Annotated in this window: 25 protein-coding genes and 1 pseudogene; 4 read left to right on the top strand and 22 right to left on the bottom strand. The window is 57.6% G+C overall.

Going from position 1 to position 24,817, the window contains the following annotated elements; all coding sequences use genetic code 11:
- Positions 1 to 353 precede the first annotated feature (353 nt).
- The 14 genes and pseudogenes from IEI95_RS00475 to IEI95_RS00410 all read right to left on the bottom strand — a co-directional run bounded on the left by IEI95_RS00475 (position 354) and on the right by IEI95_RS00410 (position 14,676).
- Positions 354 to 1,328 (bottom strand): DUF4432 family protein, encoded by a 975-nt coding sequence (locus IEI95_RS00475; protein ID WP_234934137.1) that lies wholly within the window; start codon positions 1,326 to 1,328, stop codon positions 354 to 356.
- A gap of 20 nt (positions 1,329 to 1,348) precedes the next feature.
- Positions 1,349 to 2,245 carry a TIM barrel protein gene (locus tag IEI95_RS00470; protein WP_194415495.1) on the bottom strand — a complete coding sequence of 299 codons (897 nt, stop codon included), beginning with the start codon at positions 2,243 to 2,245 and terminating at the stop codon, positions 1,349 to 1,351.
- A 22-nt stretch (positions 2,246 to 2,267) separates the two neighbouring features.
- Entirely contained in the window at positions 2,268 to 2,852 is a 585-nt protein-coding gene (locus tag IEI95_RS00465; protein ID WP_371419014.1) for an NUDIX hydrolase, read from the bottom strand.
- Between the two features lie 143 nt (positions 2,853 to 2,995).
- Positions 2,996 to 3,814, bottom strand: a complete 819-nt coding sequence (locus IEI95_RS00460; protein ID WP_153517137.1) for an inositol monophosphatase family protein — start codon at positions 3,812 to 3,814, stop codon at positions 2,996 to 2,998.
- Positions 3,807 to 4,607 carry a glycerophosphodiester phosphodiesterase family protein gene (locus IEI95_RS00455; protein WP_194415494.1) on the bottom strand — a complete coding sequence of 267 codons (801 nt, stop codon included), beginning with the start codon at positions 4,605 to 4,607 and terminating at the stop codon, positions 3,807 to 3,809. Before IEI95_RS00455 ends, IEI95_RS00460 begins: the two co-directional genes overlap by 8 nt.
- 92 nt (positions 4,608 to 4,699) lie before the next feature.
- Positions 4,700 to 5,401 (bottom strand): glycerophosphodiester phosphodiesterase, encoded by a 702-nt coding sequence (locus tag IEI95_RS00450; protein ID WP_234934136.1) that lies wholly within the window; start codon positions 5,399 to 5,401, stop codon positions 4,700 to 4,702.
- 192 nt (positions 5,402 to 5,593) lie between these two features.
- Positions 5,594 to 6,469 carry an ABC transporter permease gene (locus IEI95_RS00445; protein ID WP_041723951.1) on the bottom strand — a complete coding sequence of 292 codons (876 nt, stop codon included), beginning with the start codon at positions 6,467 to 6,469 and terminating at the stop codon, positions 5,594 to 5,596.
- Positions 6,470 to 6,480: 11 nt separating this feature from the next.
- Positions 6,481 to 7,407, bottom strand: a complete 927-nt coding sequence (locus tag IEI95_RS00440) for an ABC transporter permease (protein WP_194415492.1) — start codon at positions 7,405 to 7,407, stop codon at positions 6,481 to 6,483.
- Complete coding sequence (locus IEI95_RS00435) at positions 7,401 to 8,273, bottom strand: ABC transporter ATP-binding protein (RefSeq protein ID WP_012654932.1); 873 nt, start codon at positions 8,271 to 8,273, stop codon at positions 7,401 to 7,403. The genes IEI95_RS00440 and IEI95_RS00435 overlap by 7 nt, the downstream gene beginning before the upstream one ends.
- Entirely contained in the window at positions 8,270 to 9,130 is an 861-nt protein-coding gene (locus tag IEI95_RS00430) for an ABC transporter ATP-binding protein (RefSeq protein ID WP_194415641.1), read from the bottom strand. The genes IEI95_RS00435 and IEI95_RS00430 overlap by 4 nt, the downstream gene beginning before the upstream one ends.
- Positions 9,131 to 9,140: 10 nt before the next feature.
- The gene (locus IEI95_RS00425; protein ID WP_194415649.1) at positions 9,141 to 10,700 is read right to left on the bottom strand and encodes an ABC transporter substrate-binding protein; all 1,560 of its coding nucleotides are present in this window, start codon (positions 10,698 to 10,700) and stop codon (positions 9,141 to 9,143) included.
- A 189-nt stretch (positions 10,701 to 10,889) separates the two neighbouring features.
- Positions 10,890 to 11,663 carry a DeoR/GlpR family DNA-binding transcription regulator gene (locus IEI95_RS00420; protein WP_012654935.1) on the bottom strand — a complete coding sequence of 258 codons (774 nt, stop codon included), beginning with the start codon at positions 11,661 to 11,663 and terminating at the stop codon, positions 10,890 to 10,892.
- Between the two features lie 486 nt (positions 11,664 to 12,149).
- Positions 12,150 to 13,702 (bottom strand): annotated as a pseudogene (locus IEI95_RS00415) (ABC transporter substrate-binding protein).
- Positions 13,703 to 13,902: 200 nt separating this feature from the next.
- Positions 13,903 to 14,676, bottom strand: coding sequence for a DeoR/GlpR family DNA-binding transcription regulator (locus IEI95_RS00410; RefSeq protein ID WP_071208344.1), 774 nt, complete (start codon positions 14,674 to 14,676; stop codon positions 13,903 to 13,905).
- A 159-nt stretch (positions 14,677 to 14,835) separates the two neighbouring features.
- Here IEI95_RS00410 and IEI95_RS00405 point away from each other — a divergent pair, with 159 nt between their 5' ends.
- Both IEI95_RS00405 and IEI95_RS00400 read left to right on the top strand, forming a co-directional pair.
- Positions 14,836 to 14,988: a hypothetical protein gene (locus IEI95_RS00405; protein ID WP_153517141.1), complete on the top strand. Its 153-nt coding sequence runs from the start codon at positions 14,836 to 14,838 to the stop codon at positions 14,986 to 14,988.
- A 122-nt stretch (positions 14,989 to 15,110) separates the two neighbouring features.
- Positions 15,111 to 15,668: a P-loop NTPase family protein gene (locus tag IEI95_RS00400; protein ID WP_071208345.1), complete on the top strand. Its 558-nt coding sequence runs from the start codon at positions 15,111 to 15,113 to the stop codon at positions 15,666 to 15,668.
- Positions 15,669 to 15,756: 88 nt separating this feature from the next.
- Here IEI95_RS00400 and IEI95_RS00395 read toward each other — a convergent pair whose 3' ends face one another.
- Genes IEI95_RS00395 through IEI95_RS00370 form a run of 6 tightly spaced genes read right to left on the bottom strand, consistent with a single transcriptional unit; the run spans position 15,757 to position 21,811 of the window.
- Positions 15,757 to 16,653 carry an ABC transporter permease gene (locus IEI95_RS00395; RefSeq protein WP_194415639.1) on the bottom strand — a complete coding sequence of 299 codons (897 nt, stop codon included), beginning with the start codon at positions 16,651 to 16,653 and terminating at the stop codon, positions 15,757 to 15,759.
- The gene (locus IEI95_RS00390) at positions 16,650 to 17,582 is read right to left on the bottom strand and encodes an ABC transporter permease (protein ID WP_153517143.1); all 933 of its coding nucleotides are present in this window, start codon (positions 17,580 to 17,582) and stop codon (positions 16,650 to 16,652) included. The genes IEI95_RS00395 and IEI95_RS00390 overlap by 4 nt, the downstream gene beginning before the upstream one ends.
- Positions 17,583 to 17,584: 2 nt before the next feature.
- The gene (locus IEI95_RS00385) at positions 17,585 to 18,310 is read right to left on the bottom strand and encodes a glycerophosphodiester phosphodiesterase (protein ID WP_153517144.1); all 726 of its coding nucleotides are present in this window, start codon (positions 18,308 to 18,310) and stop codon (positions 17,585 to 17,587) included.
- Positions 18,307 to 19,146, bottom strand: a complete 840-nt coding sequence (locus IEI95_RS00380) for an ATP-binding cassette domain-containing protein (protein ID WP_153517145.1) — start codon at positions 19,144 to 19,146, stop codon at positions 18,307 to 18,309. Before IEI95_RS00380 ends, IEI95_RS00385 begins: the two co-directional genes overlap by 4 nt.
- Positions 19,143 to 20,171 (bottom strand): ABC transporter ATP-binding protein, encoded by a 1,029-nt coding sequence (locus IEI95_RS00375; protein ID WP_071208349.1) that lies wholly within the window; start codon positions 20,169 to 20,171, stop codon positions 19,143 to 19,145. The genes IEI95_RS00380 and IEI95_RS00375 overlap by 4 nt, the downstream gene beginning before the upstream one ends.
- Positions 20,171 to 21,811: an ABC transporter substrate-binding protein gene (locus tag IEI95_RS00370; protein ID WP_234934143.1), complete on the bottom strand. Its 1,641-nt coding sequence runs from the start codon at positions 21,809 to 21,811 to the stop codon at positions 20,171 to 20,173. The genes IEI95_RS00375 and IEI95_RS00370 overlap by 1 nt, the downstream gene beginning before the upstream one ends.
- A 216-nt stretch (positions 21,812 to 22,027) precedes the next feature.
- Between IEI95_RS00370 and IEI95_RS00365 the strand changes: the two genes are divergently transcribed.
- The gene (locus IEI95_RS00365) at positions 22,028 to 22,675 is read left to right on the top strand and encodes a histidine phosphatase family protein (protein WP_153517147.1); all 648 of its coding nucleotides are present in this window, start codon (positions 22,028 to 22,030) and stop codon (positions 22,673 to 22,675) included.
- A gap of 23 nt (positions 22,676 to 22,698) precedes the next feature.
- Positions 22,699 to 23,694, top strand: coding sequence for a sugar-binding transcriptional regulator (locus IEI95_RS00360; RefSeq protein WP_234903552.1), 996 nt, complete (start codon positions 22,699 to 22,701; stop codon positions 23,692 to 23,694).
- 34 nt (positions 23,695 to 23,728) lie between these two features.
- On the opposite strand, the gene traR is transcribed toward IEI95_RS00360, so the two are convergent.
- Together traR and IEI95_RS00350 are read right to left on the bottom strand one after the other, a co-directional pair.
- Complete coding sequence (gene traR / locus IEI95_RS00355; RefSeq protein WP_080868310.1) at positions 23,729 to 24,433, bottom strand: autoinducer-binding transcriptional regulator TraR; 705 nt, start codon at positions 24,431 to 24,433, stop codon at positions 23,729 to 23,731.
- Positions 24,434 to 24,474: 41 nt separating this feature from the next.
- Positions 24,475 to 24,816, bottom strand: coding sequence for a hypothetical protein (locus tag IEI95_RS00350; RefSeq protein WP_194415637.1), 342 nt, complete (start codon positions 24,814 to 24,816; stop codon positions 24,475 to 24,477).
- Between the last annotated feature and the right edge of the window lies 1 nt (position 24,817).

The following is a 24,817-nucleotide window of genomic DNA, read 5'->3' as shown; positions in this document are numbered from 1 at the left end:
TTCCTTTCTCGATCGGCCGGGCACACCGCACGACTGAACGTTGACCGCTGAAGGTGACGGTTTGGTCGACGCGCGTCGCGCGATGAGGATCTTCACGTATTTCGTCGATCCAGCAGCTTGAAAAGGTCGGTAGGCAGCAAGGGAGGATCGCTGCCCACCGTTATCCTGCCGACTTTGCCACGCGGGCAGGATAAGTGTTTTGTGTTGGCGAAAGGCACTGGCCCTTGCGCGGGCGGCCGCGACGAGTTCGACCTTGCCAGTCCGTTGAGTCGCATCTGCAGACACTGGTCGCCGAGGAGCGCCGGCCGTCCTGCAAGCCTCCTCGCGCGAGGCTATGTGTTTCGTTCCCGCCGTCATTCGGGCGCAAAGCTCAGTTGCAGAGAATAGCTGCGGCTCTCACCCGGGCGGAGTTTTCCCCCTTCAGCCGGCCGAAGATCCGAGCGCGGCTCGATGCCAAGCGCAAAGACTCCTGACTGATATGCCCGCCATGCCGCGAACTTCGGAAGGGCGCTCCGGTCATACTTCAAAGAAACAGCAAATCCACACGTCGGGTTATGAAGTCTGATTGGCGTCTCGTGTGGAGTTATACGGAAATCGACATGGTCGACTTTCTCGCCGAAGTCGTCCTGAGCAACGGGGGGCCCGGAATTTATCTCAGCGAGGATCTGCTCCGGAAGTCCGGCGATCTTCAGGGACTCGTCAAGGAACGGGTAGCCGAAGTTCAGGTGATAGAGGATCGCATGGTCCGAAGGCCGGAAACTACGGTTTGCAATCGTGTCATCAATGATCAGCGTGGTTTCGAAAATGGGGACGGTGATCTTGCGATACAGCTCCAGAACCTCGCCAAAGACGCTTGCCTGGCGCACGGTCCCCTCGCACACGATATTGAAGTTTTCCGGTTCCACGCCATATCGATGCAGACGCGCTTTCTCAGTCGAGATCCTGCCATGTTGCGGCATCCTCCGGGTTGTCAGATTGGGATAGTTGTAGTGGCCGACATCGGCGTCATAAGGCCTGCTGTATTGATCCAGGCCGCATGTGATCATGAAGCCGTCGAAATTGCGAAAAAAGCCCAATCCTTCCTCGGAGTCGGGATCGTGGGTCGGAAACACCATTTGAGTCGGAGAATGCCATCCGACATTGGTGCCTCTGAACGACAGGCCCGAAACATCGAAGCCTCGATCGACCGCGATTTCGAATGCGACGCCTTTTGCATTTCGGCCGATCAAAAGTCGCTGGCCGCGCCCTGGTCCATCGTCCAGCGTCACAAGCCGAATATCTGCCAGAGCACGCAGATCTGCTGTTCGTCTTAGGAGATCAGTATCCATGTCGAAGCCCTCGGCCATCTTCATCGACCTCGATTTAAGTCGATCAGCTCATGGGCGCGCTGAAGGCAGTCCGGTTGTTCGCTGCGATAGCGAGAGTTGATCTCCATCATCAGGATGGTTTCCGGAAGGAAGTCGAGTTCGGCAAAGATTTCGTCGAAAGGGATATCGCCCCACTCGAGAGGCATGTGTAAGTCGCCGATACCCAGTGCCGTGTATTCCTGAGGGAAATGTCCCTTGTAGAATTCAAACGGTCGGCCAAAGGAATCGTGGACATGCAGATGACCAGCGACCGGGGCCATGGCGCGGAGCTGATCGCGAAAATCAAGGCCCCGATAGGTTGATTCGAGATAGGCGTGGCTGAAGTCGATCAGGGCTACGACATTCGGGTGGTTGACGGCCTTTACCGTCGCCGCAACCTCGGCCGGAGTTTGACGATACTGGCCTGGCTCTGTGGTAAAAATATTCTCGAAAGCGATGCGAACACCGTATCCTTTGGCATGCTCGCCCAATTCGGACAGGGCTTCGCGTTGGCGCTCGTCAGCGCTGGCGCGTTCAGCAACCTGGTCGGCGCGAAGAAACCCCGCGTGCTGGACGAGGACGCGCGCGTTAATGCTGTCGCATATCTCGACCAATGCCTTTGCAGCATCGACCTGATACCGGTGCGTGGCGGGGTCCATGAAGTTCGAGGACACTAGGCCGTGGACGGTATAGCGAAAGGAGAATGTCTGAAGCAGGGTCCTGAGCCGATTGGCGCGCTCTTTGATGATACGGCCGCCCGCGATCAGATCGAGGCTGGAAAGGGCCAGTTCGACCGTGTCGACGCCGATTGACTGAAGCCGGCGCAGATCTCTCTCGAGGCTGCCAAGCTCGCCGTCTGTCGATGCCGTATTGAAGCCGGTTGCAATGATATTGCTCATAGTGATTTCCGCTCCTCAAGTTTCAGCCCGCCTTGGAGGCGCCGCCTGCGGTCCGTTGCTTTTCTCGTTGTTCCAGCCTCGCGAAGAGGCCGCGCAGTTCCGGCTCTCCGACCGCAGATGCCGCCATGCTCGGGCTGAACCATTGAAGATCGCGCTGATGGCGCTCCGGAAAGTCGTCTTCCATTGTCTGGACATCGAGAAGATGAACCTGCACCATTGCCGGGATGAGGTCACCGTCATCGAGCCTCTTGACATAGGTGAAGTGGCCCCAAGCCTTTTTTCGGACGCGCCCCCGGACACCTGCCTCTTCCCAGGCCTCCTGGCTTGCGACCTCGTGCGGCTTCTTTTTCCCCATTGGCCAACCTTTGGGTATGACCCATCGACCGGTCCCGCGGCTGGTGATGAGAAGAATCTCAATTGGGCATGAACTTTCGCCGGTTCGCCGGTAGCAGATCGCCGCGTACTGGGGCCTGCTCTCTCTGTTCCAGAGCTTGTCTGCTACCAGGGTCAACCGCGTTAAAGCTGTTTGTCCTGCAGGTTCACCGGGCATGGCGTGATCCACCCTCAAATTGAGAAAGCGATGGCGGCCATCCTCGGTGAGGGGCACGCTCAACGAACTGAATGTTCCTTTCCGAAGCAGCATCGCCCTGAAACAAGGGACCGCGCCCGGCTTTTGAGGGGCGCCGCGACCAGCAATGACGCGGCGCCCGGATTGCGAAGAGGTGTCCAATCAAACCGCCAAGGCCGCGACTATGCAGCCGCAGAGACCTTTTCGATCAGCGGGCGCACCTTGCTGAGGAATTCCTCGCTTCCACACGCAAAGCGGAGCTTCGAAGAGAGATCGATGTTGTCCCAGTCGATCGTATTGGAGATACCCAGATTGCTGAGTATCGGCAGTGCTGCCATCACATCCCAGGTCGAATCCCCGAGCGACACGTAGCCGTCGGTCTCGCCCATCGCCACTTCGATCATCGACAGCGTCGCCGCCCCGCAGAACCGGAAGCTGATATTCAGGTCATCCGAAATAAAGCGAATGACCTCCAGCCGGTCAGCCGTCGATGCCGAGGGGTGATAGCTAAAACCGGTCGAGGCGCGCGACATATCAAGCGCAGGCAGCGGCTTGATCGGTTGACCGTTGAGTTGAGTCGGAACAGTCTTCCCGCCGACCAGAGTCAGATCTCGAACAGGCGCATAAATCACCCCAAATGATGGACGACGGTTCTCGTAAAGGCCGACCGAGATTGCCCAGTTCTGGCCGCCGCGGACGAAGTTGAATGTTCCGTCGATCGGATCGATGACCCAGACGCGACCGGAGGTACCAGCGATCTCGCCACTCTCCTCACCCATGATGCCGTCATCCGGGAATGCCTTTCGCAAGCTGGCAATCAAAAATTCCTCAACGTCCTTGTCAGCCTCGGTAACGAGATCGAGGTGTCCCTTTGTCTCTACCGGAAGGCTCGACAGGGAACGAAAGTGAGCAAGGGCGCGCTCGCCGGCTTTGCGCGCGATCTTCTCGACAATGGCCGCGGTATCTTGACCCGCAGACTTCGGATTATTCTGATCAGCCATTTGCTTCTTCTTTCAGCCTTGCAACCTGTGCGACGTCGTCTCCGAGTAGCTGGTCGAGCTGACCATCGCGAATCCCCTGAACGACCTGAGCTTCGACATTGACGCCGTACTGCATCAGCTTTTCGTGATGTCCGGCTGGCAAATAGCAGAATGCCGCGAAGCCCTCGTCCCGAAGCTGGCGCGCCTCGCCGCTGGCGAAGTGGTAGATCTCGATGTTCATCGCATCGAGATTGGCCTGGCGGGCAATAGCGGCAGGGTCGATCAGGCGGGAGTGCATGAGACCAACGGTCGGCACTTCCGGTATCGCTGCTTTCACGGCCTTCAGCTGGACATAATCGAACGAGGAGAACTGGAGAAGGTCGGCACAACCCAGTTCGTCGATGAGCGCTCTCAGCTTCGGGAAGAAGATGTCATTCTGGTCGTAGATCTTGAGCTCGAGCTGGTAGATCATGTCGAGTTCACGGGCGAGATGAAGGGCATCTTTCAGCAGCGGGATCCGTTCGCCGGCGAATTGTTCGCCGAACCAGCTTCCGGCGTCGAGCCTGGAAATCTCCGAATAGGTCATGTTCTGGACGAGACCGCGACCGTTGGTGGTCCGGTCTACCGTCTTGTCGTGAATGAGGACCAGTTCGCCATCGCGCGTGATCGAGAGGTCGGTCTCGCAGGTGACCTTGGGGCCTCCGAATTCGGATGCCTTTCTAAAGGCTGTGAGCGTATTCTCCGGAGCGCCGGCGCTGTGGCCGCGGTGACCACCAAGACGCAGAGTCTGTGGCGTCATTCTAAGCGGATTCATTTTCTTTCCTTTCGTTCAACCGAACTGCGCGTTGGGAGATCACGCAGGTAATTTCTGTCGGCATACAAAAACTGCCCATCTCCGGGCGGATGTCAGCTTGCGCTGCGCACGACGCGTTCGACCCAGGCGACGTCGTCGCCCAGCAATTGGTCGATATGTCCATCTGATATCCATTCGGCCACACGGCGTTCGATATCGTCGCCATAGGAGGCTCGACGCTCGATCTCCTTTTGGGTTGCGATGACGACGACAGTGGCTGCGATGCCATTCCTGTGGAGCTGGATTGCCTCCTCTGGCGAGAACCTGTGCCAATCGAACTGAAGCGCATCGAGATGCGCCTCTTTCGCAAGCGCGACCGGATCGATGAAGCTGGTGTGGCTGAGACCGACGGTCGGGACCTTCGGGATCTGTCTCTTTATGTCCCGAAGTTGCCTGAAGTCGAGCGACGAAAACCACACGACATCGTGGGCATCCAGCTCATCGAGCAACGCAGCCGTCTTCGGAAAGAGCAGGTCGTCCAGTCCCTGAACCTTCAGCTCAAGTTGCAGCAGCATCCCGTTCTCCCGGGCAAACACGATGGCCTCGCGCAATGTCGGTACGCGCACGCCTTCAAACTCCGGAGAAAACCAGCTGCCGACATCGAGCGCCTTGAGTTCAGCCAGCGTCATCTTCGATACGAGGCCTTTGCCGTTCGATGTGCGGTCGACCGTGGCATCATGGAAAAGGATCAACTCACCGTCGGCCGACAGGACCAGATCAGTCTCGCAGATGGTTGCACCGAGCTTCTTTGCCATGCGGAAGGACGCAAACGTGTTTTCAGGCGAAGCGACAAGGTGACCGCGGTGTCCGCAGATATGAACTGTCCCGGTCTCTGATCGTAAAATCGACATAGTATAAATCCTGTCACTGGCTAAGTACGCCGTCCGGACGCCGGTTGTGGACTATCTGGCCGGAGCGGGGAGTCAGACGAAATTAAACCGTTCCGGTCATTTCAGCGTGGGATCGAAGATGTCGCGCAACTGATCGCCGATAAGGCTGATGGTCAGTCCAAGTACGAAAATGACGACTCCGGGAACGATCGAAATCCACCATTCCGTCATGATGTAGTCGCGGCCCGCACCAACCAGCGATCCAAGGCTGACCATCGGTGGCTGCACACCGAGCCCAAGGAAGCTCAATGAAGATTCCAGAATCAGAACCTCGGGCATCACGACCGTGAACGTGACGAGCACGATGGCAAGAATGTTGGGAAGAACGTGCTTCACCGCGATACGGAAGCTGCCGGCGCCATTGCGATGCAAAGCAGCGATATACGGTTTTTCCAGTTCAAGACCGGCCATGGTCCGCGTCAGTCGCGCGAAACGCTCCCAGCCGAACAAACCAAGCAGGCAGATGAAGAGCGTCAGGCTGTTTCCGAGGAAGGCCAATACCGTTAGTGCGATGATGATAAACGGCATGGATGCCTGGAAATCGACAGCTACCCGGATAATGGCATCGGCGAGACCACGGCGGAAGGCGGCAATAAGGCCCAGCGTGGTGCCGATAGTCATGCTGATGATCGCCGCACCGAGCGATATCATGATGCTCATGCGCAGTGCATAGAAGATGCGGCTGAGGATATCGCGCCCCATCTCATCCGTGCCGAACCAGTGCACGGCGCCGGTCCCGACGTGAAGCGGCGGCATCTTACGCGCCTTCAGGTCAATCTGAGCAAATCCGTATGGTGCCAGTTTGTCGGCGAAGACGGCCAGGCAAATAGCTGCAACCATCACGAAAAGGCACATGGCCAGCAGAGGGTTGATGCGCGGCAGCTTCGAGACGAGGTCGGAGCTCTTCGGTGTAGCGGGCGTAAGATCTGTCATGGATGCCTCCTTCAAGACCGGTTCGAGTAGCGCAGGCGCGGGTCAGCCAGCGTCTGGAGGAAATCGACGAGCAGATTTGCACTGACCATGGCGATCGTGATGAGAATGACGATAGCCTGCACGACCGCGACATCGCGGGATGCCACGGAACTGATGAGGAGGAGGCCGACGCCGGGCCATGCGTAGACGGCTTCAACGACCGCCGATCCACCAATCATTCCACCAAGCAGAAATCCGAGCAGTGTCAGAAGTGGGAGGGCCGCGTTCGGCATCACATGCCTGCCGATAAGTCCCCACTCCGAGACACGACGCGCGCGCGCCGCGAGGATATAGCGTTGGCCCATGACCTCGAGGGCGCTGGAGCGAACGAACCTCGCGATGACTCCCGCGTTGTAAAGACCGATTACCAATGTGGGCATCACCAGGTGAGCGAGCGTCGATCCTCCGCCGGACGGCAGGATCCGCAATTTCACGGCGAAGAGCTGGATGAGGAGAATTCCGGTCAGAAAAGTCGGGACGGAATGGGTCAGCACAGCAAGGCCAATCACGGTCCGGTCGACGATACCGCCACGGTAACGTGCGGCCACGATGCCGAGTGGAACACCGACGACGAGAGCAAGTACAAGTGCTGCCGCCATGAGCTGCAAAGTGGCCGGAAGCTTTCCGAGGACTGTACCGAGCGCGTCTTGGCCGCTACGTAGCGACACTCCGAAATCCCCGGTCAGCATGCGCCCGATATAAGCGAAATACTGTTCGGTGACAGGACGATCCAGGCCCCATTGCTGGCGCAGCATCTCGATGACCTGGGGTGGGGTTTCGACACCAAGAAGCGAAGTCATCGGATCGCCGCTGATGCGAAGCATGACGAAGGTGAAGGTGATGACGAGCCAGACCGTTAAGATTGCGCGCAGGACTGCGCTGGTCATTGTGTTCAGCATGATGCAGCCTCCGTAGGTATCTGGCGGTTGGATGCGAAATCCGCCGAATTTGCCCGGCGCCTGCCTTTCGGGACGGCCGCGAGCAGTTTCACCGTGTAGGGATCGGAGGGCCCGGCAAAGACTTTTGCGGTCGGTCCTGTCTCCACCACGCGACCGGCCTGCATCACGACGACGCGATGCGACACATGCCGCACCACGCGCACATCATGGCTGATGAACAGGATGGAGAGACCGCGCTTCTCCTGAAGATCGAGCAGGAGATTGAGAACCTGTGCCTGGACCGACACGTCCAGCGCCGAGACAGGTTCGTCGCAGAGCAGGATCTTCGGTTCGGCAACGAGCGCCCTGGCGATGGCGGCGCGTTGCCGCTGGCCGCCCGACATCTGATGGGGATAGCGGTCCAGCATCGCGCTTGGAAGTGCGACTGCATCGAGCGCATCCCTGGCCATATCACGCCGATCTGTCTTGCGTCCGATCGAATGAATGGCGAGCACTTCCTCGATCTGGTGACCGATCGTATGGCGCGGGTCGAAAGCGCCAAGCGTATCCTGGGCGACGACTTGAAGGACACGTGCCAGGCGCCGACGGTTCGGCCGGAGATACGTTTTGAATGGCTCGCCGAACAGCTCCAGCGATCCGCTATCGGGATTGCGGTCACCGCAAAGAAGTGCGGAAAGGGTCGATTTACCGCATCCAGACTCACCGACCAGACCGAGCGTTTCGCCCTGGCCGAGGGTGAGGGAGACGCCGCGGACGGCATGGTGACCCTTGCGGCTATTCGGCAAAAGTGAAAAGCCGGATTTGTAAGTGAAATCGAGATCGCGGGCTTCGAGAACGGTCGTCCTGCCCAATGTTTCCAGACTCATGGCGAGAGCTCCGTTTCGTTTGTTGATGCTACGGCTTCGAGCCGCCAGTTCTGAGGCATTTCCACCAACCTGGTCAGCGGTTCGCCGTGTCCTGGCATCGCGTCCAGCAGGAGGCGTGTGTAGGGATGGCTCGGCCGCTCGTAGATATTCTCAGTCGTATCGATTTCCATGATTTCGCCGCCGTACATGACGACGATGCGATCACAGACCTCGGCGATTAGATCGAGATCATGGCTGATAAAGATCATGGCGATGCCGCGTTTACGGACCAACGAAACGAGAAGCGAAACGACCTGGGCCTGAACAGTAACGTCCAGGGCCGTCGTCGGCTCATCTGCAATGACCAGGTGCGGTTCAAGAGCAAGGGCCGTTGCGATCATGACGCGCTGGCACATGCCTCCGGAAAATTGCGAGGGGTAGTAGTGATAACGCTTTTCAGGCTCGTCGATCGCGACGTCCTTCAGGAGCTGCAGTGCTATCTTGCGAGCTTCTTCCGCAGAGTGTCCGGCACTTCTCGCGGCCTCGGCGATTTGTTCGCCAACAGTTCGCACCGGATTAAGACAGGAGACCGGCTCCTGGAAAATCATACCGATCGGTGGAAGCATTTTCGACGCAAGTGCCCCTGGCAGATCGGAGGCTTCAAATGCGTGGCCGCCGATCGTCAAAGTACCGGAAGCATGAGCCATAGCCGGCAGGAGGCCGGCTATGGCGAGGCAGGAGAGCGATTTTCCCGAACCGCTCTCTCCCACGATCCCAAGAATTTCGCCTTCCTTGACATCGAAAGAGACGGACTTGACTGGAGTCAGTTTCAAAAAGGAAATGCTCAAGTCTCGAATGGAGAGAACGGGTTCACTCATTGGCGCAACCTCATTTGGTGGTGTTTGCGAAGGACAGGCTTTGGGCGCCGAGGTCCATGGCGAAAGTCTGCTTAGGCTCCCACTTCACCTTGTTGGAAATCCCGTAGAAGACGGCGTTCTGGTGCAGGACGGTGATGCCCGGATCCTTTAACTCGATGATGTCCAGCATGTCGGAAAAGATCTTGGCGCGATCGGCTGGATCGATGGCCTGTTCGAGCTTCGCACCGAGGGCGTCGAATTCCGGGTTCTCCCAGATCTTTTGTGTACCCATCGTTGCGGTCTTTGCGAACGAAAGCGCGTACACGGATACATAAGGATCCGAAACGATGGCAGTGCTGGACCAATTGCCCGTCGCGCGAGCATTTGTGTTTTCGAATAATTTGCCGGCTTCGACAAATTCCAGCTTGGCATTGATACCCACGGCCTGCCACATAGCGACAATGGCCTCGCTGACCGGGTTTTCTGCCGTGTAATAGTTGTTCTGCGACCGGATCGTGATCTGCTCGCCGTTATAGCCGGCGTCCTTCAGGAGCTGCTGCGCCTTTTCTGGATTGTACTCGGGCTTTGGACGATCCTTCAGGTAGATCGGTCCGAATTCCTTGAACTGCGCGCCATTCGGGACGACGGTTTTTCCATCCCAGATGGAGTCGACGATTGCCTGTCGATCAATGGCCAGGCTTAGCGCCTGGCGAACGCGCGGATCCTTGAGCACAGGATTGTTCTTGTCGTAGAACAGGATCCGATTATTCGGAACCGGACCGCCGACGATCTTCGCCTCAGTTGATTTGTTTACAACGTCGAGCTGGTCCGGCGGAAGATCGGTGACGATGTCATAGTCGCCCGCGAGAAGACCGGCGATGCGCGACGAGACCTCCGGCACCACTTTGAAAGTAACGGTTTTAGCATTGGGCTTACCGCCGAAATATAGATCGTGAGCAGCCAGCGTGACATGATCGTTCGCGATAGACTCAACGACCTTGTACGGGCCCGCGCCGATTGGCTTCTGCTTCCACTTGACCCAGTCGCCGCCCATCTTCACCCAGGCGTCCTTGCTGATGACAACGGCGGAATAGTTCGCCAGACGCTGCAACAAGACGGGATCCTTGAACTTCGTGACGAAGCGCACTGTTTCCGGATCGACAACGTCGACATGATCAAGGCTGCTAAAGCTTGTCAGGTAGGTTGGATATCCAGGCGCCTTTGGATCAGTCAAGCGTTCCGGGCCAAACGAAAATGCCACGTCGTCTGCGGTCATTTCACGGCTGTCGTGGAAGATGACGCCCTTGCGAAGCTTTATTTCCAGGGTCGTGTCGTCGATCCATTTCCACGAGATCGCAAGGTTCGGCCGAACCGTGTAATCGTTCAGGTCGAGCTTTAGCAAAGTTTCGTGGATCGATGGGTTATTGCGGAACGCGGCGTTGGATGCCTGGTCGACCGGCTCCTGGGTCTCGGGGTTTTTCTGAACTGCTATTCTCAAGTCGCGACGATTGTCCTCCTGAGCGACGGCTGCCCCGGCCGCCAGCGAGGCAATGACGAGTGCCGTCGACGCAATGAATGTTCTTCTCTTCATATTCTCCACTCCCTGACGAGGCCGGTCAGCTGGGCTGTACCGAGCCGGTGCTTCTTGCTTTCACTCCCTGTCGCCGACGCTATGTTGGCGACTTCCCCCACGCTTTGATCCGGCGAGAAGAGACCTGAGACGGGCAATCAATGCCCATCGAACTCTGTTCGAGGATGGACGCACACCGAGCGTGGACCCTCACGTTGCAATCACGAACTTCTTGCGCAGCTTCTCTGGAGCGGTGTCGATCATCGACTTGGCGCCCGCATCGGTGACGATGACGCCGATGTCTTCGATCTTTGCTGCCACCGACAGACTGGACTTTGTGAACTTCGAATAATCCGCCACGACGATGACACGCCGGGAAACCTCGATCATGGCGCGAGCGATACTCGCGTTCACGGGCGTTGAGGTGCAGATCAAACCACGATCTATGTCGATCGACGCCGCGTTAAGGATAAGCTTGTCGACATTGAACTGGCGAATGAACTGCTCCGCCAGCGGCCCCCGGAAAGAGCGGTTCGCTTCGGAATATTCGCCTCCTACCGAGTAAATGCTCTGCCTTTCGGCACGCGTCAGTTCGGCAACAATGTCGAGGCCGTTGGAAATAAATGTGAGGGTGTTGCGTCCAGCGAGGTGCTTGGCGACTTCCAATGCTGTCGTGCCTGCATCAAGAAGAACAGTGTCGCCATCGACAACCATCTCAGCCACGGCAGCGGCAATGGCCGCTTTCTCGGTCTGGTTTGAGACGGCACGGGCCGCGTTGGATGCGTCCATCGCGACCTGGTTGATATTGACGGCGCCGCCGTGCGTCCGGCGCACCAATCCGGCCGCTTCCATCTCGCCAAGGTCACGGCGGACAGTCGCGACCGAGATGTCGAGGTGCTCCGTCAGTGTACGAATATCCACGAAATTACGCGTCCGCAGCAGGTCGACAATTTTCGCTTGGCGATCTTCCGCTTGGGTCAACACGCGTTTCCTCCTCGTCCGTATGTGATGCTTATCGATCAATCGTGAGCGATATCTACCTCCCGTAGATGACAGCTATATGACAGCTTTCTTGGCTTTTGCATAGTAAATCTGCTGACGAACTGAATTAATTGTGTGCTGCATCGCACAAATCCTGCTGTATGTTGAGCGAAATCGATCATAGGAAAAGGCAAATCAGGCTGATGGTGGTTGTGTCGTCAGGTTGCCCGAGATCCAAAGCTTCGGGGCAGCACCCCGGGATTGACGCCGACGCGTCAGCCAATCAGGTGAAACAGGGCCCGAAACCGCGGATAGGAGGCTCGCATTGTCGACAGAGCTGATTTTGCTCTTGAGCCCCCGCATGATCCTGGCTTGACCGTTGGGCGTGGTCTCCCCATTCGCCTTGAAAAGCAGTGGCCATGGCCGGCACAATACCGGCCACGGCAAGGCATGAAAGCGGCCGCCGAGAAAAGCGTCCGCTCGCAGACTTTACCGGGTGTTTCCGAAGGAGAGGCTCAGGGGGCCAAGGTCCATGGCGAAACTCTGCTTCGGTTCCCACTTCACCTTGTTGGAAATCCCGTAGAAGACGGCGTTCTGGTGCAGGACGGTGATGCCGGGATCCTTCAACTCGATGATATCAAGCATGTCGGAGAAGGTCTTGGCGCGATCGGCTGGAGCGACGGCCTGTTCGAGCTTCGCACCGAGGGCGTCGAAATCGTCGTTGATCCAGATCTTCTGCGTGCCCATCGTCGCGGTCTTTGCGAACGAGAGCGCATAGATTGAAACATACGGGTCCGAAATGACTGCGGTGCTCGACCAATTACCGGCTGCACGGCCATTGGCATTGTCGAACAGCTTGCCGGCTTCGACAAATTCCAGCTTGGCATTGATGCCGACGGCCTGCCACATGGCGACTATCGCCTCGCTGACCGGGTTTTCTGCCGTGTAATAGTTGTTCTGCGAGCGGATCGTGATCTGCTCGCCCTTGTAGCCAGCGTCCTTCAGGAGCTGCAGTGCCTTTTCCGGATTGTACTCGGGTTTTGGGCGATCCTTCAGGTAGACCGGTCCGAATGCCTTGAATTGCGCGCCATTCGGGACGACGGTCTTTCCATCCCAGATGGAGTCGACAATCGCCTGTCGATCAATGGCGAGGCTGAGCGCCTGACGGACCCGCGGATCTTTCAGCGCCGGGTTGTTCTTGTCGTAGAACAGGATACGGTTGTTTGGAACCGGGCCGCCGACAATCTTGGCGTTGTCCGATTTGTTGACGACGTCGAGCTGATCCGGGGGAGATCGGTAACGATGTCGTAGTCGCCCGCGAGAAGGCCGGCGATACGGGACGAAACTTCAGGCACGACCTTGAACGTGACGGTCTTTGCGTTCGGCTTTCCACCAAAATACCGGTCGTTGGCAGCCAGTGTGACATGGTCGTTCGCGACAGATTCGACCACCTTGTACGGCCCGGCGCCGACGGGCTTCTGCTTCCACTTGACCCAGTCGCCGCCCATCTTCACCCAGGCGTCCTTGCTGATGACAACCGCCGGATAGGCGGCGAGGCGCTGCAACAGAATAGGATCCTTGAACTTTGTCACGAAGCGCACGGTTTCCGGATCGACAACCTCGACATGATCGAGGCTGCTAAAATTCGTGAGATACGATGGATAACCGGGGGCCTTCGTGTCGGTCAAACGTTCCGGGCCGAAGGAGAAGGCGACGTCGTCAGCGGTCATTTCGCGGCCATCGTGGAAAATGACGTCCTTGCGGAGCTTCAGTTCAAGGGTCTTGTCATCGACCCATTTCCTAGAGATTGCGAGGTTCGGTTGTACCGTGTAGTCACCGTTGAGGTCGAGTTTCAACAGGGTCTCGTGGATCGAGGGATTGTTGCGGAAAGCAACGTTCGATGCGGTATCCACCGGTTCTTGCGTTTCGGGGTTCTTTTGAACTGCAATGCGCAGGTCCGGACGCGTCTGAGCGAAAGCGATTCCACTGGAAAGCGATACGGCAATCGCAGCAGCCGTACCGATAAAGGTTCTTCTCTTCATTGAAGCCACTCCTTGAGAAAGCGGGCTGGTCTTGCCGTACCCGCGAATGATCTTGTTTCACCAACCACAACCGCCGGTACGGCGGTGTCTTCCCTCATGCACAGATCTGCGACGGGGAGATTTGAGCGAGCAGAACCGTGCCCGGATTGCTCCGAGCCGTTTCAGCTGGGTATTTCTGTGTGTCGTCCTGGTGCGGGACGTCAGCTCGCGATGACGAACTTCTTCCGCAGTTTTTCCGGAGCCGCTTCGATGATGGACTGAGCACCGGCGTCGGTCACGATGACGCCGATGTCCTCGATCTTTGCGGTGACCGACATGCTAGACTTTGTAAACTTGGAGTGGTCCGCCACGACGATCACCCGGCGAGAAACTTCGATCATGGCACGCGCGATACTCGCGTTGACCGGCGTCGAGGTGCAGACAAGTCCGCGATCCACATCGATGGACGCGGCATTGAGGATGAGCTTGTCGACGTTGAACTGGCGAATGAACTGCTCGGCTAACGGGCCACCAAACGAGCGGTTCGCCTCAAAGTATTCCCCACCGACAGAATATAAGTTCTGCCCCTCGACACGGGTCAGTTCCGCCACGATGTCGAGGCCGTTTGAGATGAACGTGAGGCTGTTGCGTCCGACCAGCGCACGCGCCACTTCCAGCGCCGTCGTGCCGGAATCGAGGAGCACTGTGTCGCCGTCGACAACCATTCCAGCCACGGCAGCAGCGATTGTGACCTTCTCTGCGTGCTTCCACACGAGCCGGGCCGCGTTCCCCGCATCCAGCGCGACCTGGTTGATACTGACCGCGCCACCATGCGTCCTGCGCAAAAGTCCAGCTCCTTCGAGTTCTCCCAAGTCGCGACGAACGGTTGCGACGGAGATATCGAAGCGGTCCATCAGCGTGCGAATGGCGACGAAATTTTGCGCTCGTACCATGTCCATGATCTTCGCCTGGCGGTCTTCGGCCTGTGTCAGCAAGGGCGCTTCCTATCCTTCTAATGATGTTCATCGAGCATTTACGAGCGATATCTATCTTCGCCAAATGACAGTCGTATGACGATAAAGCTGAAGCCGTGTACCACGGATTGGTAAGGTTTCATCGGATCGACATCCATTGTGACGCGAGCGGAATGCAAAATGAGCGAGATCGATCAATTTGGCATTGCCGTGGCCTTTGATCTCTGCCAATCCAGTAACGTCACCCAGGTTTTCAGCGCCTCGTTTATCCAGCGGTATCATTTCATGTCACCATCGCTTCCAAACCGACAGCCGGACGGGAGCGTGATATGATTCATAATTGCCACCGCCGACTATTCCCGTGCAACACCCCAGTCCAATTACGGTTATCTCAATGGAGAGATTTGAGGGGCTGTTACTGTCAAGCTGTCTCGGTCATTAATGAAAGGCAGAAAATGAAACGCGTTCTGATTGTTGGCTGCCCCGGTGCCGGAAAGTCCACGCTCGCGAAGCAACTGGCCAAGGTCACGGGCCTTCCTCTCGTACACCTTGATAAGCTCTATTGGCTACCGGGTTGGCAACGGCCGGACAGCGCGACGTGGCAAAAGACAATCGAGGGCTTGGTCTCGCGGCGCGCGTGGATCATGGATGGCAACTATAGCGGTACACTTGAGCAACGGCTAGCATCGGCAGATACGCTGATCCATCTGGATTATCCAACCTGGCTGTGTCTGTGCAGGGTGATCCGCAGAACCATAGGCGGCTTGGGCCGCAATCGGGATGATGAACTTGCGCCGGGATGCCCCGAACGCTTCGATTGGTCATTCCTACGCTTCGTCATTAATTACCGGAACGACCAAAGGGAGAGGGACTTGGCGCGAATGGCAGGCTTTCCTGGCCGTGTTTTCCGCTTCTCGTCGCCGTCCCGCCTATCGTCGTTTGTTGCTGCGATTGAATTAGCTGCCGATAAAAGATCACGTCAGGACACAGGCACCAACAGCCGATCGTTCTAAGTCTGATAGCGCCGCTTGAAGTCATTCGACCAGCCCACAGTTGATTTTCGGATGCCCAGTCATCTTGGGCAACGTGGTGTGCTGAGAGCTATGAACCCGACAATTGAAGCGTTGGATCCAGTTTGTCGCGCAACCAGTCTCCCACCAGGCTGATCGATAGCGTCGTCAGGAAGATGACGATGCCAGCTGGAATGCCGGTCCACCATGCCGTCGCGAGATAATTTCGCCCCTCACCGAGCATCAGGCCAAGGCTCGTTTGGGGTGGCTGAATGCCAAGGCCGAGAAAGGAGAGTGCCGTTTCCACAAGGATCAGTTCAGGAAAATTTAACGTCACCTGCACGATCAAAACGGGAAGAATATTGGGCAGGATGTGCCGGGCGTAGATGCAGAACGGGTGAACACCTAGCGTGCCGATCGCAAAGGCATAGCCCTGGCCCTTTGCCTGCAGCACGAGGCTGCGCGTCAGACGAGCGTATACTTCCCAACCGTAGAGACCGACAACGACAAGGAAAAGCTCGAAATTGTTGCCGAAGAACGCGAGCACCGCGAGTGCGATGATGAAGAACGGCATGCTCGCCTGGAAATCAACGAAGACCATGATGATGTCTTCAATCAATCCGCGAAAATGTGCCGCCAGAAAACCGAGTAGAGTGCCGACGGTCGCGCCGATCATCGAACCGACGATGGCAATCAGCACGCTCATCCGCATTGCGTAAATCAATCGGCTTAAAACGTCACGACCGAGGCCGTCCGTACCAAGCAGATACTTTGGATCGCCGCCGAGGAATGCCGGCGGCTTCAGACGGTTGAGGAGACTCTGTTCAGTATAGGCGAAGGGTGCCAGATAATCAGCGCCGAGCGCGACAACCAGCACGAGGATCAGCCAGGCGATGCAGAGCATGATCAGGAAAGGCAGGCGATGAATGCTTCCAAGGCTAAGCCAACGTGAGCGGGCAGCGGGGCCGGATTGTTCGATGCTCATCATGCCTCCTTGCTTCTGCGATTCTCGATACGGGGATCGAGCCAACCATACGTGATGTCGACGATGAAGTTGGTGACGACCATTGTGAACGCCACGAGCAATACAATCGTCTGGACCACCGGCAGGTCGCGCTGGCTCACCGCATTGACGAGCATCAGCCCAATACCCGGCCACGCGTAAACAGTTTCAATTACGACCGAACCGGCGATCAACCCGCCGAGACGCAGGCCGAGAACGGTCACGATCGGGATCGCAGCATTGGGGATCGCATGCGACATTATTCGCCGGGTCAATCTTAGCCCCTTGGCGCGGGCGGTACGCATATAGGGCTGATGCAAGACCTCAAGCATCGAGGAACGGGTAAAACGGGCTACCGTGCCGGCATTGATGATTCCGAGGGTCACCGCCGGTAAGACGAGATGCCACCATGTTGTTCCGCCCGAACTCGGCAGCAAGCGCCACGACATCGAAAAGAGCATGATCATCAGGATGGCGAGGAAGAAGTTCGGTATGCTGTGCCCGAAGATCGAAAAGGCCATAACGACATGGTCGACGCTGGTGCCGCGCTTCAAAGCCGCCGCAATACCCGCGAGCAGTCCGACAACAACGGTAATAGCGAAACTGGAAAGACCGAGCAGCAACGTCATCGGTACCCGTTCGACAACAACCGTCACAGCCGGTCGATCGTCGCGAAAAGAATACCCGAGATCGCCATGTAAGGCGGACCAGATGAACCGGACATATTGCTCTGGCAGTGATCTATCGAGACCCCATGCTGCTCGATATTCTGCGACGATCTCCGGCGGGGTGTCGTCCGGTAGCATCATCGAAACCGGATCGCCCGACATCCGCAGGACGACGAACACGAAGGTAACTGCGAGGAGCAGGGTAAGGAAGGCCCGTGACAGCTTGATGAGGATAAATTGAGCCATTGCTACTCCCCGGCGGCGTCACGAAAGACTTGTCTAGCCGAAACCGGGTCGTTGACCGAAAATCCGGTAGCGCCTTCACGGAACATACGCAGCAACTCGTCGGAATTGTATTCTCCCGTGCGTCGGCCTGTGCTGCCGTCCCCCGTGGAGATCCACACGGGGCGGCCGCGACTGACATGCGATGCAATGCGACCTTCGGCCGTATCCCATTCCCATATGCGAACGATGTCGCCGCCCGCGTTGAAAAACGCCTCCTCGTCAGCGCTCGTGACCAATCCGAGGATTTTGCGGGACCAACCGGCGTCGCGCGCACATCGGACGGTGGCTGGATCGTGCAAGGCAAGAACAAGTTCGCGGCCAGGCTCTTGCGCCAGCGCGGTCAGCAGGATGTCGAGCGACCTGGGTTGTTCATCCTTGACGTCCAACAGGATAGATTGATTCCTGGGTACGGTCTGAAACAGCAACCGGAGCGATGGTACCGCTGGAGACCCATCAACCTCTATTTTCGCCAGTTCCAGATCTGTCGAGCCTGAAACAGTGTCGCCACGGCCAGTCAGACGATTCAGATCGTTATCATGAGAGCAAACGATCTGGCCGTCCCTGGTTATCCGGACGTCCACCTCGATATGATCGGCGTTTGCCTCGATAGCTCCGGCCCAGGCTGCAGGCGAGTTTTCGCGGTAGAGAGCCGAATATCCGCGGTGGGCGATGATGGATGGCGTTGTCATGATAGCGTCCTTTGTTTTTTCGATGTGTGTTCTCTAGGGCGGCGTTCGCCGGGCATCGCCGCCGGAACTGCCGCCAGCAGCGAGCGCGTATATTCGTGCTGCGGGTTGGCGAAGATTTCGGCCGCCGGACCGGTCTCGACGACCACGCCCCTCCGCATGACCGCGATGCGATCGCTGATATGCCGAACGACGCCAAGGTCGTGGGAAATGAACAGGTAGCCCATCCCGAACTTCGCCTTGAGGTCGTTCAGAAGATTGATGATCTGCGCCTGGACGGAAACATCGAGAGCGCTGACCGCCTCGTCGCAGACGACGACCTTGGGATCGAGGACGAGCGCACGGGCAATGACGGCGCGCTGTTGCTGACCGCCGGAAAGCTGGTGAGAGTAACGGTCACCCATGCCGGGCAGGCCGACCAGTGACAACATCTCTTCGCGACGCGCTATGCGGTTCACGTTCGTGATTCCATGCGCCTGCATGGCTTCGTCGATCTGGGCACCGATCGTCATGCGCGGATCGAGCGCCTTGGACGGGTTCTGGAACACCATCTGCACGCCGCATCGTTCCCGCCGCCAGGCGGCAGAGCCGATCCGGGCATAGCACTTCCCTTCCAGGGTAACTGTGCCGGAGGTGGGCGCTTCTATGCCGGCGGCGATGCGCCCGAGCGTCGACTTGCCGCTCCCGCTTTCTCCAACGATGCCGAGCGTCTCTCCGGGCTCTAGCGTCATGCTGACTCCGCCGACTGCGCTCACAACTGCTTTGCCTCCGAAGAGATGGCCCCCGGAGCCATAGAACTTGACGATATCCTGCAGGACGAGCCTGCCTTCGCCACTCATGCAAAGTCTCCTGCGAAATGACACGCTGCCCGGTGATCGCCGACAACAGGCAAGAGCGCCGGCAATGAGCGGCAAACGTCCTTTGCGAACGAACAGCGCGGCTGGAAACTGCAGCCCTGCGGCCTTCTTGCCGGACTCGGAACAGTGCCCTCGATCGCGGCGATGCGGCCGTGGCTCGGTGTTGCCGCGTGCAGGCGGCATGCCATCAGGCCGCGTGTGTAGGGATGCAACGGGTTTTCGAACAGTTCGTTGACTGTTGCGGTTTCGACAACTCGCCCTGAATACATCACCGCCACCCGGTCGGCGATTTCGGCGACAACACCGAGATCGTGGGTGACGAAAATCATTGCGGCGCCGGTCTCGGCCTGTAGTTCTCGCATTAGCCGGAGGATCTGTGCCTGCGTCGTAACATCGAGGGCGGTCGTCGCTTCGTCGGCGATCAATAGCTTCGGCCGACAAGCGAGCGCCATGGCGATCATGATGCGTTGACACATGCCACCGGAAAGCTGGTGCGGAAAGGCTTTCGCACGCGTGTCCGGTTCGGAGATGCCTACTGAGGCAATGAGTTCAACCGCGCGCCGCTCTGCCTCTCTCCAACTGAGGTCGCGGTGCACGACCAGCACTTCGGCAATCTGCGTGCCAACGCGGCGTACCGGATTGAGGGCAGCCGTTGCATCCTGAAAGATCATTGCCATATCGCGGCCGCGGATATCGGCAAGCCGGTTCTCACTGAGTGTTGTGAGGTCCTGTCCGAGGAAAGAGATTCTGCCGCCTTTGACTACCAACGGCTCGGACGTCAGCCCCATGGCCGCAAGACAGGTCAAGCTCTTGCCACAGCCACTTTCCCCAACGAGGCAAAGTGTCTCGCCAGCCCGGACCTCGAGTGAAACATCGATGACGAGATCCAGGTGGCTAATCCCGACTGTCAGGCCTTCCACTGAAAGTGTGGCCTCGGCCTGGGGGATGGCACCGTTTCTCCTCCGATCAGAAACCGCGGGGTGGGTGTCGGTGAGGAGGGCCGTCATTAACGCTTGGCCCCAAACGAAAGATTATAAGGGCGAAGGTCCATGTAATAGGACGTATAGGGCTTCCACTCGACTGACTTGTTGACGCCATAGGTTTCGAGCGGTTGATACAGGATCGTTCCAGGCGCTTCGTCTTCCCATACATCCAGCATCTTCTGGAAGACTTCGCGGCGTTGAGCGATATCCGTCGTCCGGTCGAGTTTTTCTCCGAGCTCATTAAATTCGGTCGGCTGCCAGTCTTTGGTCATCTGGATTTTGTTGTAGGGACCCCAAAGGTTCCAGAGGCCGCCGGCGGGATCCGGATAACGGATCGTGTTCGAGTTCGTGATGACGCCGCGCGCGTCACCCGAGACCTGGTCAACGTTTTCAACGATATTGAGTTGGCCGTTGATGCCAACTGCCTTCCACATTTCCATGATGGCCTGTGCGGCCGGTACTGCATTCAGATAATAGGCGGCATGTGTCGCGTAGTGGATCACTTCACCCTTGTACCCCACCTCCTTTAGCAGCCGTTTTGCCTTTTCTGGGTCATAGACGAGACCCGCGCGATTTTCGTCGTACAAAGCTCCGTATTCAGGAAACTGATGGCTTTTCGGCACGACGGCTTTGCCGTTCCAGAGAGCCTCCACCAAAAGCTGCCGATCGATCGCAAGGTTCATCGCCTGACGAACGCGCTTGTCTTTGATGATCGGGTTCTGTGTATTGTAGACGAGCGTGTGAACGTTACCAAGGACAACGCTGCGTGCTTCGACATCAGGGTAGCTGTTGATCTGGTCAATCTGATCCGGTGCAATGTTCGTGGCTATATCGAACTCGCCGCTGACCAGGCCGGCGATACGTGTGGCCTGCTCCGGCACGTTACTGAAAGTCACCGAAGCGGCTGTAGGTCTGCCGCCGAAATAGTCGTCAAAGGCGACGAGCTTGACCGACTGATCTTGCTTGTATTCTGAAAGTTTGAATGGACCGGTCCCGACCGGAAATCTCGGGAACTTGCCATTGGCATGTTCCAACCAATCCTTCTTGTTGACAATCCAGGCTGCCCAGGAGGCCAGCCGCTGTTCCAGGACTGGGTCGGGGTTTTTCGTGGTGAAGCGTACAGTCAGTGGATCGATCACCTCAACTTCTTCGAGAATGCCAAAGTAGGCCGGACCTTGCTTCATCACGGCATTCGCCCCGCTTAGCCGTTCGGGCGAGAAGGTGAAGGCGACGTCGTCAGCGGTCATGACCTCGCCGTTGTGGAACTTGACCTCGGGGCGCAACGTGATTTCCAGCGTCCGGTCGTCGATCCGCCTCCAGCTTTGAGCCAGCGACGGCACCAGTTTGGCTCCGTCGCCGTTCGGTGAGGACAGAAAGTCGCGGCGGATCAGTGTATCGAACATCGAGTAGGTGATCCGCACGGTCACATTCCCTAGCTGGTCGGCCGGTTCAAGCGTGGGTGGCAGAGCTGCGACTGCCACGGACAGATCCGGACGGTCTTGCGCGAGGGTAGGAAAGCCGGACGCAACAGAAATGAGGCAGGCGGCGAGCGCGGTGCGAGAGATACGGAAGAATATCTCCTGGGCGTAAAGCTTGTCTCCTTGGGGCGCGCGTCGCCGGCTGCCCGACCATGGCCTGGCAAGCTCAGTGTGTGTCTGTGGCATTTCCATCCTCCCAAATGGTGCGCTGGTCTTTGGGCTCTTCCCAAGTGCGTCAGCTCTATCGTTAGTTCTAACAACAAAAATAAACTTTTGACAAATTGTTTTTCAGATGTTCAATTCCGGTTGTTACAAATTTGTCATATCCGGCGACGGATTCCGGTTCGCGTAAGCAGTGATCTGCGTGCTTTCGCCTCATCGGCAACATACTAGGGGTATTCCATGACACACACTGGCGCCGATTGGGCATTGACTATCGAGAGCGAGCTGAAAGATGCCCTTATCCAGCGCGCTGCGTTTTCCGTGAACGCGCAAAGCTTTTTGTTTTTGCGCCACGGTCGAACCAACTCGAACGTCAAGGGCATCATCCAGGGTCAGCTCGATGTTGCGCTGGATCAGGTGGGACGCGAGCAGGCAACACATGCCGGCGTGCTCCTCAAGCGTTCCGGCGTGACCAGGATCGTATCAAGCGACCTGTCCCGAGCCCTTGAGACAGCAAAAATTGCAGCGAGGGAAATTGGTATTAGCGCCCCGTTGGTCGACGCCCGGCTGCGTGAGCGGAGCTTTGGCGCTCTTCAGGGAAAGATCAAAACTGATCTTGCCTGGCTCTCGGGGGACCGAAGTGTCGAGACAAGCGCTGTGTTCGCAAACCGAACACTCGACGGAGTCGAGGCCGCGGTGCTCAATTCCACGACCCTCATATGTGCTCACGGGGGCAATCTACGCGTTCTGGCCGCAGCTCTTGGACTGACGCTCGGACAGTCGCTATACGAGAATGCAACGCCGTTGCTGTTCAGGCTTTCCGATGGAAGGTGGTCTTGCCAACGGTTGATTGATATCGAAACTATCGCAATCCCTTTGAACGCATGAGCTTCAGGGCAAGGAACAGACGGATGAGGCGGACAAAAGACGAGCCGAATGAGGATAATTGGGAGCCTCCCGAGTCGTTCGCCGGGGGGCGCGAGCAATTGCTGGCGCGCGTGGCCTGGCTTTATCATGTTGAGGGCCTGACCCAGCAAGAAGTTGCCAGCGAACTCGGCATGCACCGGCTAAAGGTAAACCGCCTTCTCGCCCGGGCACGTCAGGATGGCATTGTCCAGGTTAGCATCAGGTCGCCATACGTTAGCAGCCCGCTGCTGGAAAAAGAGCTTGTTGCAAAATTTGACCTTCGCAAAGCGGTCGTGGTTCCGGCTCCTGTTCGGTCCGATTCGACTCCTGAGGCGGTCGGAGCTGGCATCGGCCAATACCTTAATGCTCGTCTCTCCGATCAGATGAGTTTGGGAATTATCTCGGGGCGGACTTTCCATGCCGCCCTGTCTGCACTGGAAGCGCGGGCAATACCGGGCCTCTCTATTGTTTCGATGATTGGCGGACTGACTGTGAAGGCGGCAATGCGCCCCTACGAAGTCGCTCATCAGCTCGCGCAGATCTATCAAGCGGAATGCTACTATATGCCGGCGCCAACCTACGCCGAGTCCAAGAAGGCGCGGGATGAGTTTCTAGCGCAGTCACTTGTTCAGGAGATCATGCGACGAGCTGCGGCAGTGGATATTGCTATCATCGGAGTGGGCCGACTGACCGAAGATGGTGTGATTCGCGCCTATGATCTCTTGCAGGAAGAAGAGATGGATTCGCTCGTAAAAGCCGGGGCTGTAGGTTCGTTTGTCGGCTGGTTCATCAACAAGGATGGGACGCTCGTCGATCACGCCCTTAACGATCGAGTGATCGGCCTGCCGTTGGACCGCCTCAAGGACGTGCCAGAAGTTGTTCTTTGCGGAGGTGGGATCGGGAAGGCACAGGCCCTGGCGGCCGTTCTTCGAGCTGGATATGCCGACGTGCTCATCACGGACGAAGCTGCCGCCAGACGATTGGTCTCCAGCGATTTCTAGCTGGCACCAAATTGAATGCTCGACCGCTATTCGTTCAGATCAGTTTTCTTCTGATCGCGAGCGCGGTGAGATGAGCCTTGCTGCGGACGTCGAAGCGCTTCATGGCCTCGCGAAGCTTGACGCGGACACTGTTGTACTTGACCCCTTCCACGTCCGCGATCTCCTCCATCGTCTTGCCGACGGCAATCCATCTCAGATAGGTCGCCTCTTTCGGATCGAGCCATGCGGCATCTTCCGCGGTGGGCGAGGTGCGAAGGAAGGAGATGCGGGCATGGAGCTGCCCGACGGCCGCCGCTGCTGCAACCGCATCGATCTCCCGATCAAGCGGGATTGCCGTCCTCTCCGACGCCAGCGTGAACATCGACATCGAACCGTTGGCGGTCCTGATGGGGATGGTGATGCCGGAGCGGATGCCAAAATCGGCCGCTTGTGCATAGAAGGCACGCTCTTCTGTCGATAGTCTCGGGCGCTCCTGCTCGCCAGACCAGGCGAAGACGTGCTTCCTGGATCTTGCGCGTTTGACGACCGGGTCGAGAGCGTCGAATTTCTTGTCGAAGTAGAGCGACCGCCAATCGTGATGATAGTTGGTCACGGCGATGATGTGCTTGTGCTGGATGTGGAGATAAGCATAGCCGGTGAAGCCGAAATGGTCGGCGACGTCCGCCAGCCCTGTTTTGAGGATGCACTCATCGCCCTCAATTGCGGTAAGATCGGTCAGCTTGTCCAGCCAATGCTGCATTCGTCGTCCTCCGTCTGGCGTCGTTGATATCCTTGTCGTGGCTATCTGCCCGGACAGTTGGCAAACTCGAACGGTAACCAGACGGTGGTCTTCAACTCCTTTGTCAATTTAATCTGTGCAGTCGATTCGAAGCGCAACAATCCGCTTTTTCTATCCGCAGCGTTGGTTTCGATCTCGATTGGGCGAAGTGCCGTTAAAATTTGCCGCCCGGACCTCATAGGATTGTCCTGCAGGATGCAAAAATGTGAATATTCCCTGGATCTGATGAAAAAGAGGACTGCAATCACCGCGTTTGTGATTGAAAACACATAGTCCCCAGCAGCACCGGGCTTGCTCTCCGCGTCGTTGATCGCCGCTCGGTCGTTCTGGACTTGCGTAGCCATA

The sequence above is a fragment of the Agrobacterium vitis genome (assembly GCF_014926405.1).
Taxonomy (GTDB): Bacteria; Pseudomonadota; Alphaproteobacteria; order Rhizobiales; family Rhizobiaceae; genus Allorhizobium; species Allorhizobium vitis_H.
The sequence above is the reverse complement of the archived record's forward strand: the minus strand, read 5'-3'. Positions and strand labels throughout refer to the sequence as shown.

Coding starts and splice junctions, on each gene's coding strand:
- IEI95_RS00430 (WP_194415641.1), bottom strand. CDS start 9,130: ATGAGTGAACCCGTTCTCTCCATTCGAGACTTGAGCATTTCCTTTTTG.
- IEI95_RS00460 (WP_153517137.1), bottom strand. CDS start 3,814: ATGGCTGATCAGAATAATCCGAAGTCTGCGGGTCAAGATACCGCGGCC.
- IEI95_RS00395 (WP_194415639.1), bottom strand. CDS start 16,653: ATGATGAGCATCGAACAATCCGGCCCCGCTGCCCGCTCACGTTGGCTT.
- IEI95_RS00425 (WP_194415649.1), bottom strand. CDS start 10,700: ATGAAGAGAAGAACATTCATTGCGTCGACGGCACTCGTCATTGCCTCG.
- traR (WP_080868310.1), bottom strand. CDS start 24,433: ATGCAGCATTGGCTGGACAAGCTGACCGATCTTACCGCAATTGAGGGC.
- IEI95_RS00350 (WP_194415637.1), bottom strand. CDS start 24,816: ATGGCTACGCAAGTCCAGAACGACCGAGCGGCGATCAACGACGCGGAG.
- IEI95_RS00390 (WP_153517143.1), bottom strand. CDS start 17,582: ATGGCTCAATTTATCCTCATCAAGCTGTCACGGGCCTTCCTTACCCTG.
- IEI95_RS00435 (WP_012654932.1), bottom strand. CDS start 8,273: ATGAGTCTGGAAACATTGGGCAGGACGACCGTTCTCGAAGCCCGCGAT.
- IEI95_RS00400 (WP_071208345.1), top strand. CDS start 15,111: ATGAAACGCGTTCTGATTGTTGGCTGCCCCGGTGCCGGAAAGTCCACG.
- IEI95_RS00450 (WP_234934136.1), bottom strand. CDS start 5,401: ATGGCAAAGAAGCTCGGTGCAACCATCTGCGAGACTGATCTGGTCCTG.
- IEI95_RS00375 (WP_071208349.1), bottom strand. CDS start 20,171: ATGACGGCCCTCCTCACCGACACCCACCCCGCGGTTTCTGATCGGAGG.
- IEI95_RS00405 (WP_153517141.1), top strand. CDS start 14,836: ATGAGCGAGATCGATCAATTTGGCATTGCCGTGGCCTTTGATCTCTGC.
- IEI95_RS00445 (WP_041723951.1), bottom strand. CDS start 6,469: ATGACAGATCTTACGCCCGCTACACCGAAGAGCTCCGACCTCGTCTCG.
- IEI95_RS00440 (WP_194415492.1), bottom strand. CDS start 7,407: ATGCTGAACACAATGACCAGCGCAGTCCTGCGCGCAATCTTAACGGTC.
- IEI95_RS00475 (WP_234934137.1), bottom strand. CDS start 1,328: ATGGATACTGATCTCCTAAGACGAACAGCAGATCTGCGTGCTCTGGCA.
- IEI95_RS00455 (WP_194415494.1), bottom strand. CDS start 4,607: ATGAATCCGCTTAGAATGACGCCACAGACTCTGCGTCTTGGTGGTCAC.
- IEI95_RS00365 (WP_153517147.1), top strand. CDS start 22,028: ATGACACACACTGGCGCCGATTGGGCATTGACTATCGAGAGCGAGCTG.
- IEI95_RS00370 (WP_234934143.1), bottom strand. CDS start 21,811: ATGCCACAGACACACACTGAGCTTGCCAGGCCATGGTCGGGCAGCCGG.
- IEI95_RS00385 (WP_153517144.1), bottom strand. CDS start 18,310: ATGACAACGCCATCCATCATCGCCCACCGCGGATATTCGGCTCTCTAC.
- IEI95_RS00360 (WP_234903552.1), top strand. CDS start 22,699: ATGAGGCGGACAAAAGACGAGCCGAATGAGGATAATTGGGAGCCTCCC.
- IEI95_RS00470 (WP_194415495.1), bottom strand. CDS start 2,245: ATGAGCAATATCATTGCAACCGGCTTCAATACGGCATCGACAGACGGC.
- IEI95_RS00380 (WP_153517145.1), bottom strand. CDS start 19,146: ATGAGTGGCGAAGGCAGGCTCGTCCTGCAGGATATCGTCAAGTTCTAT.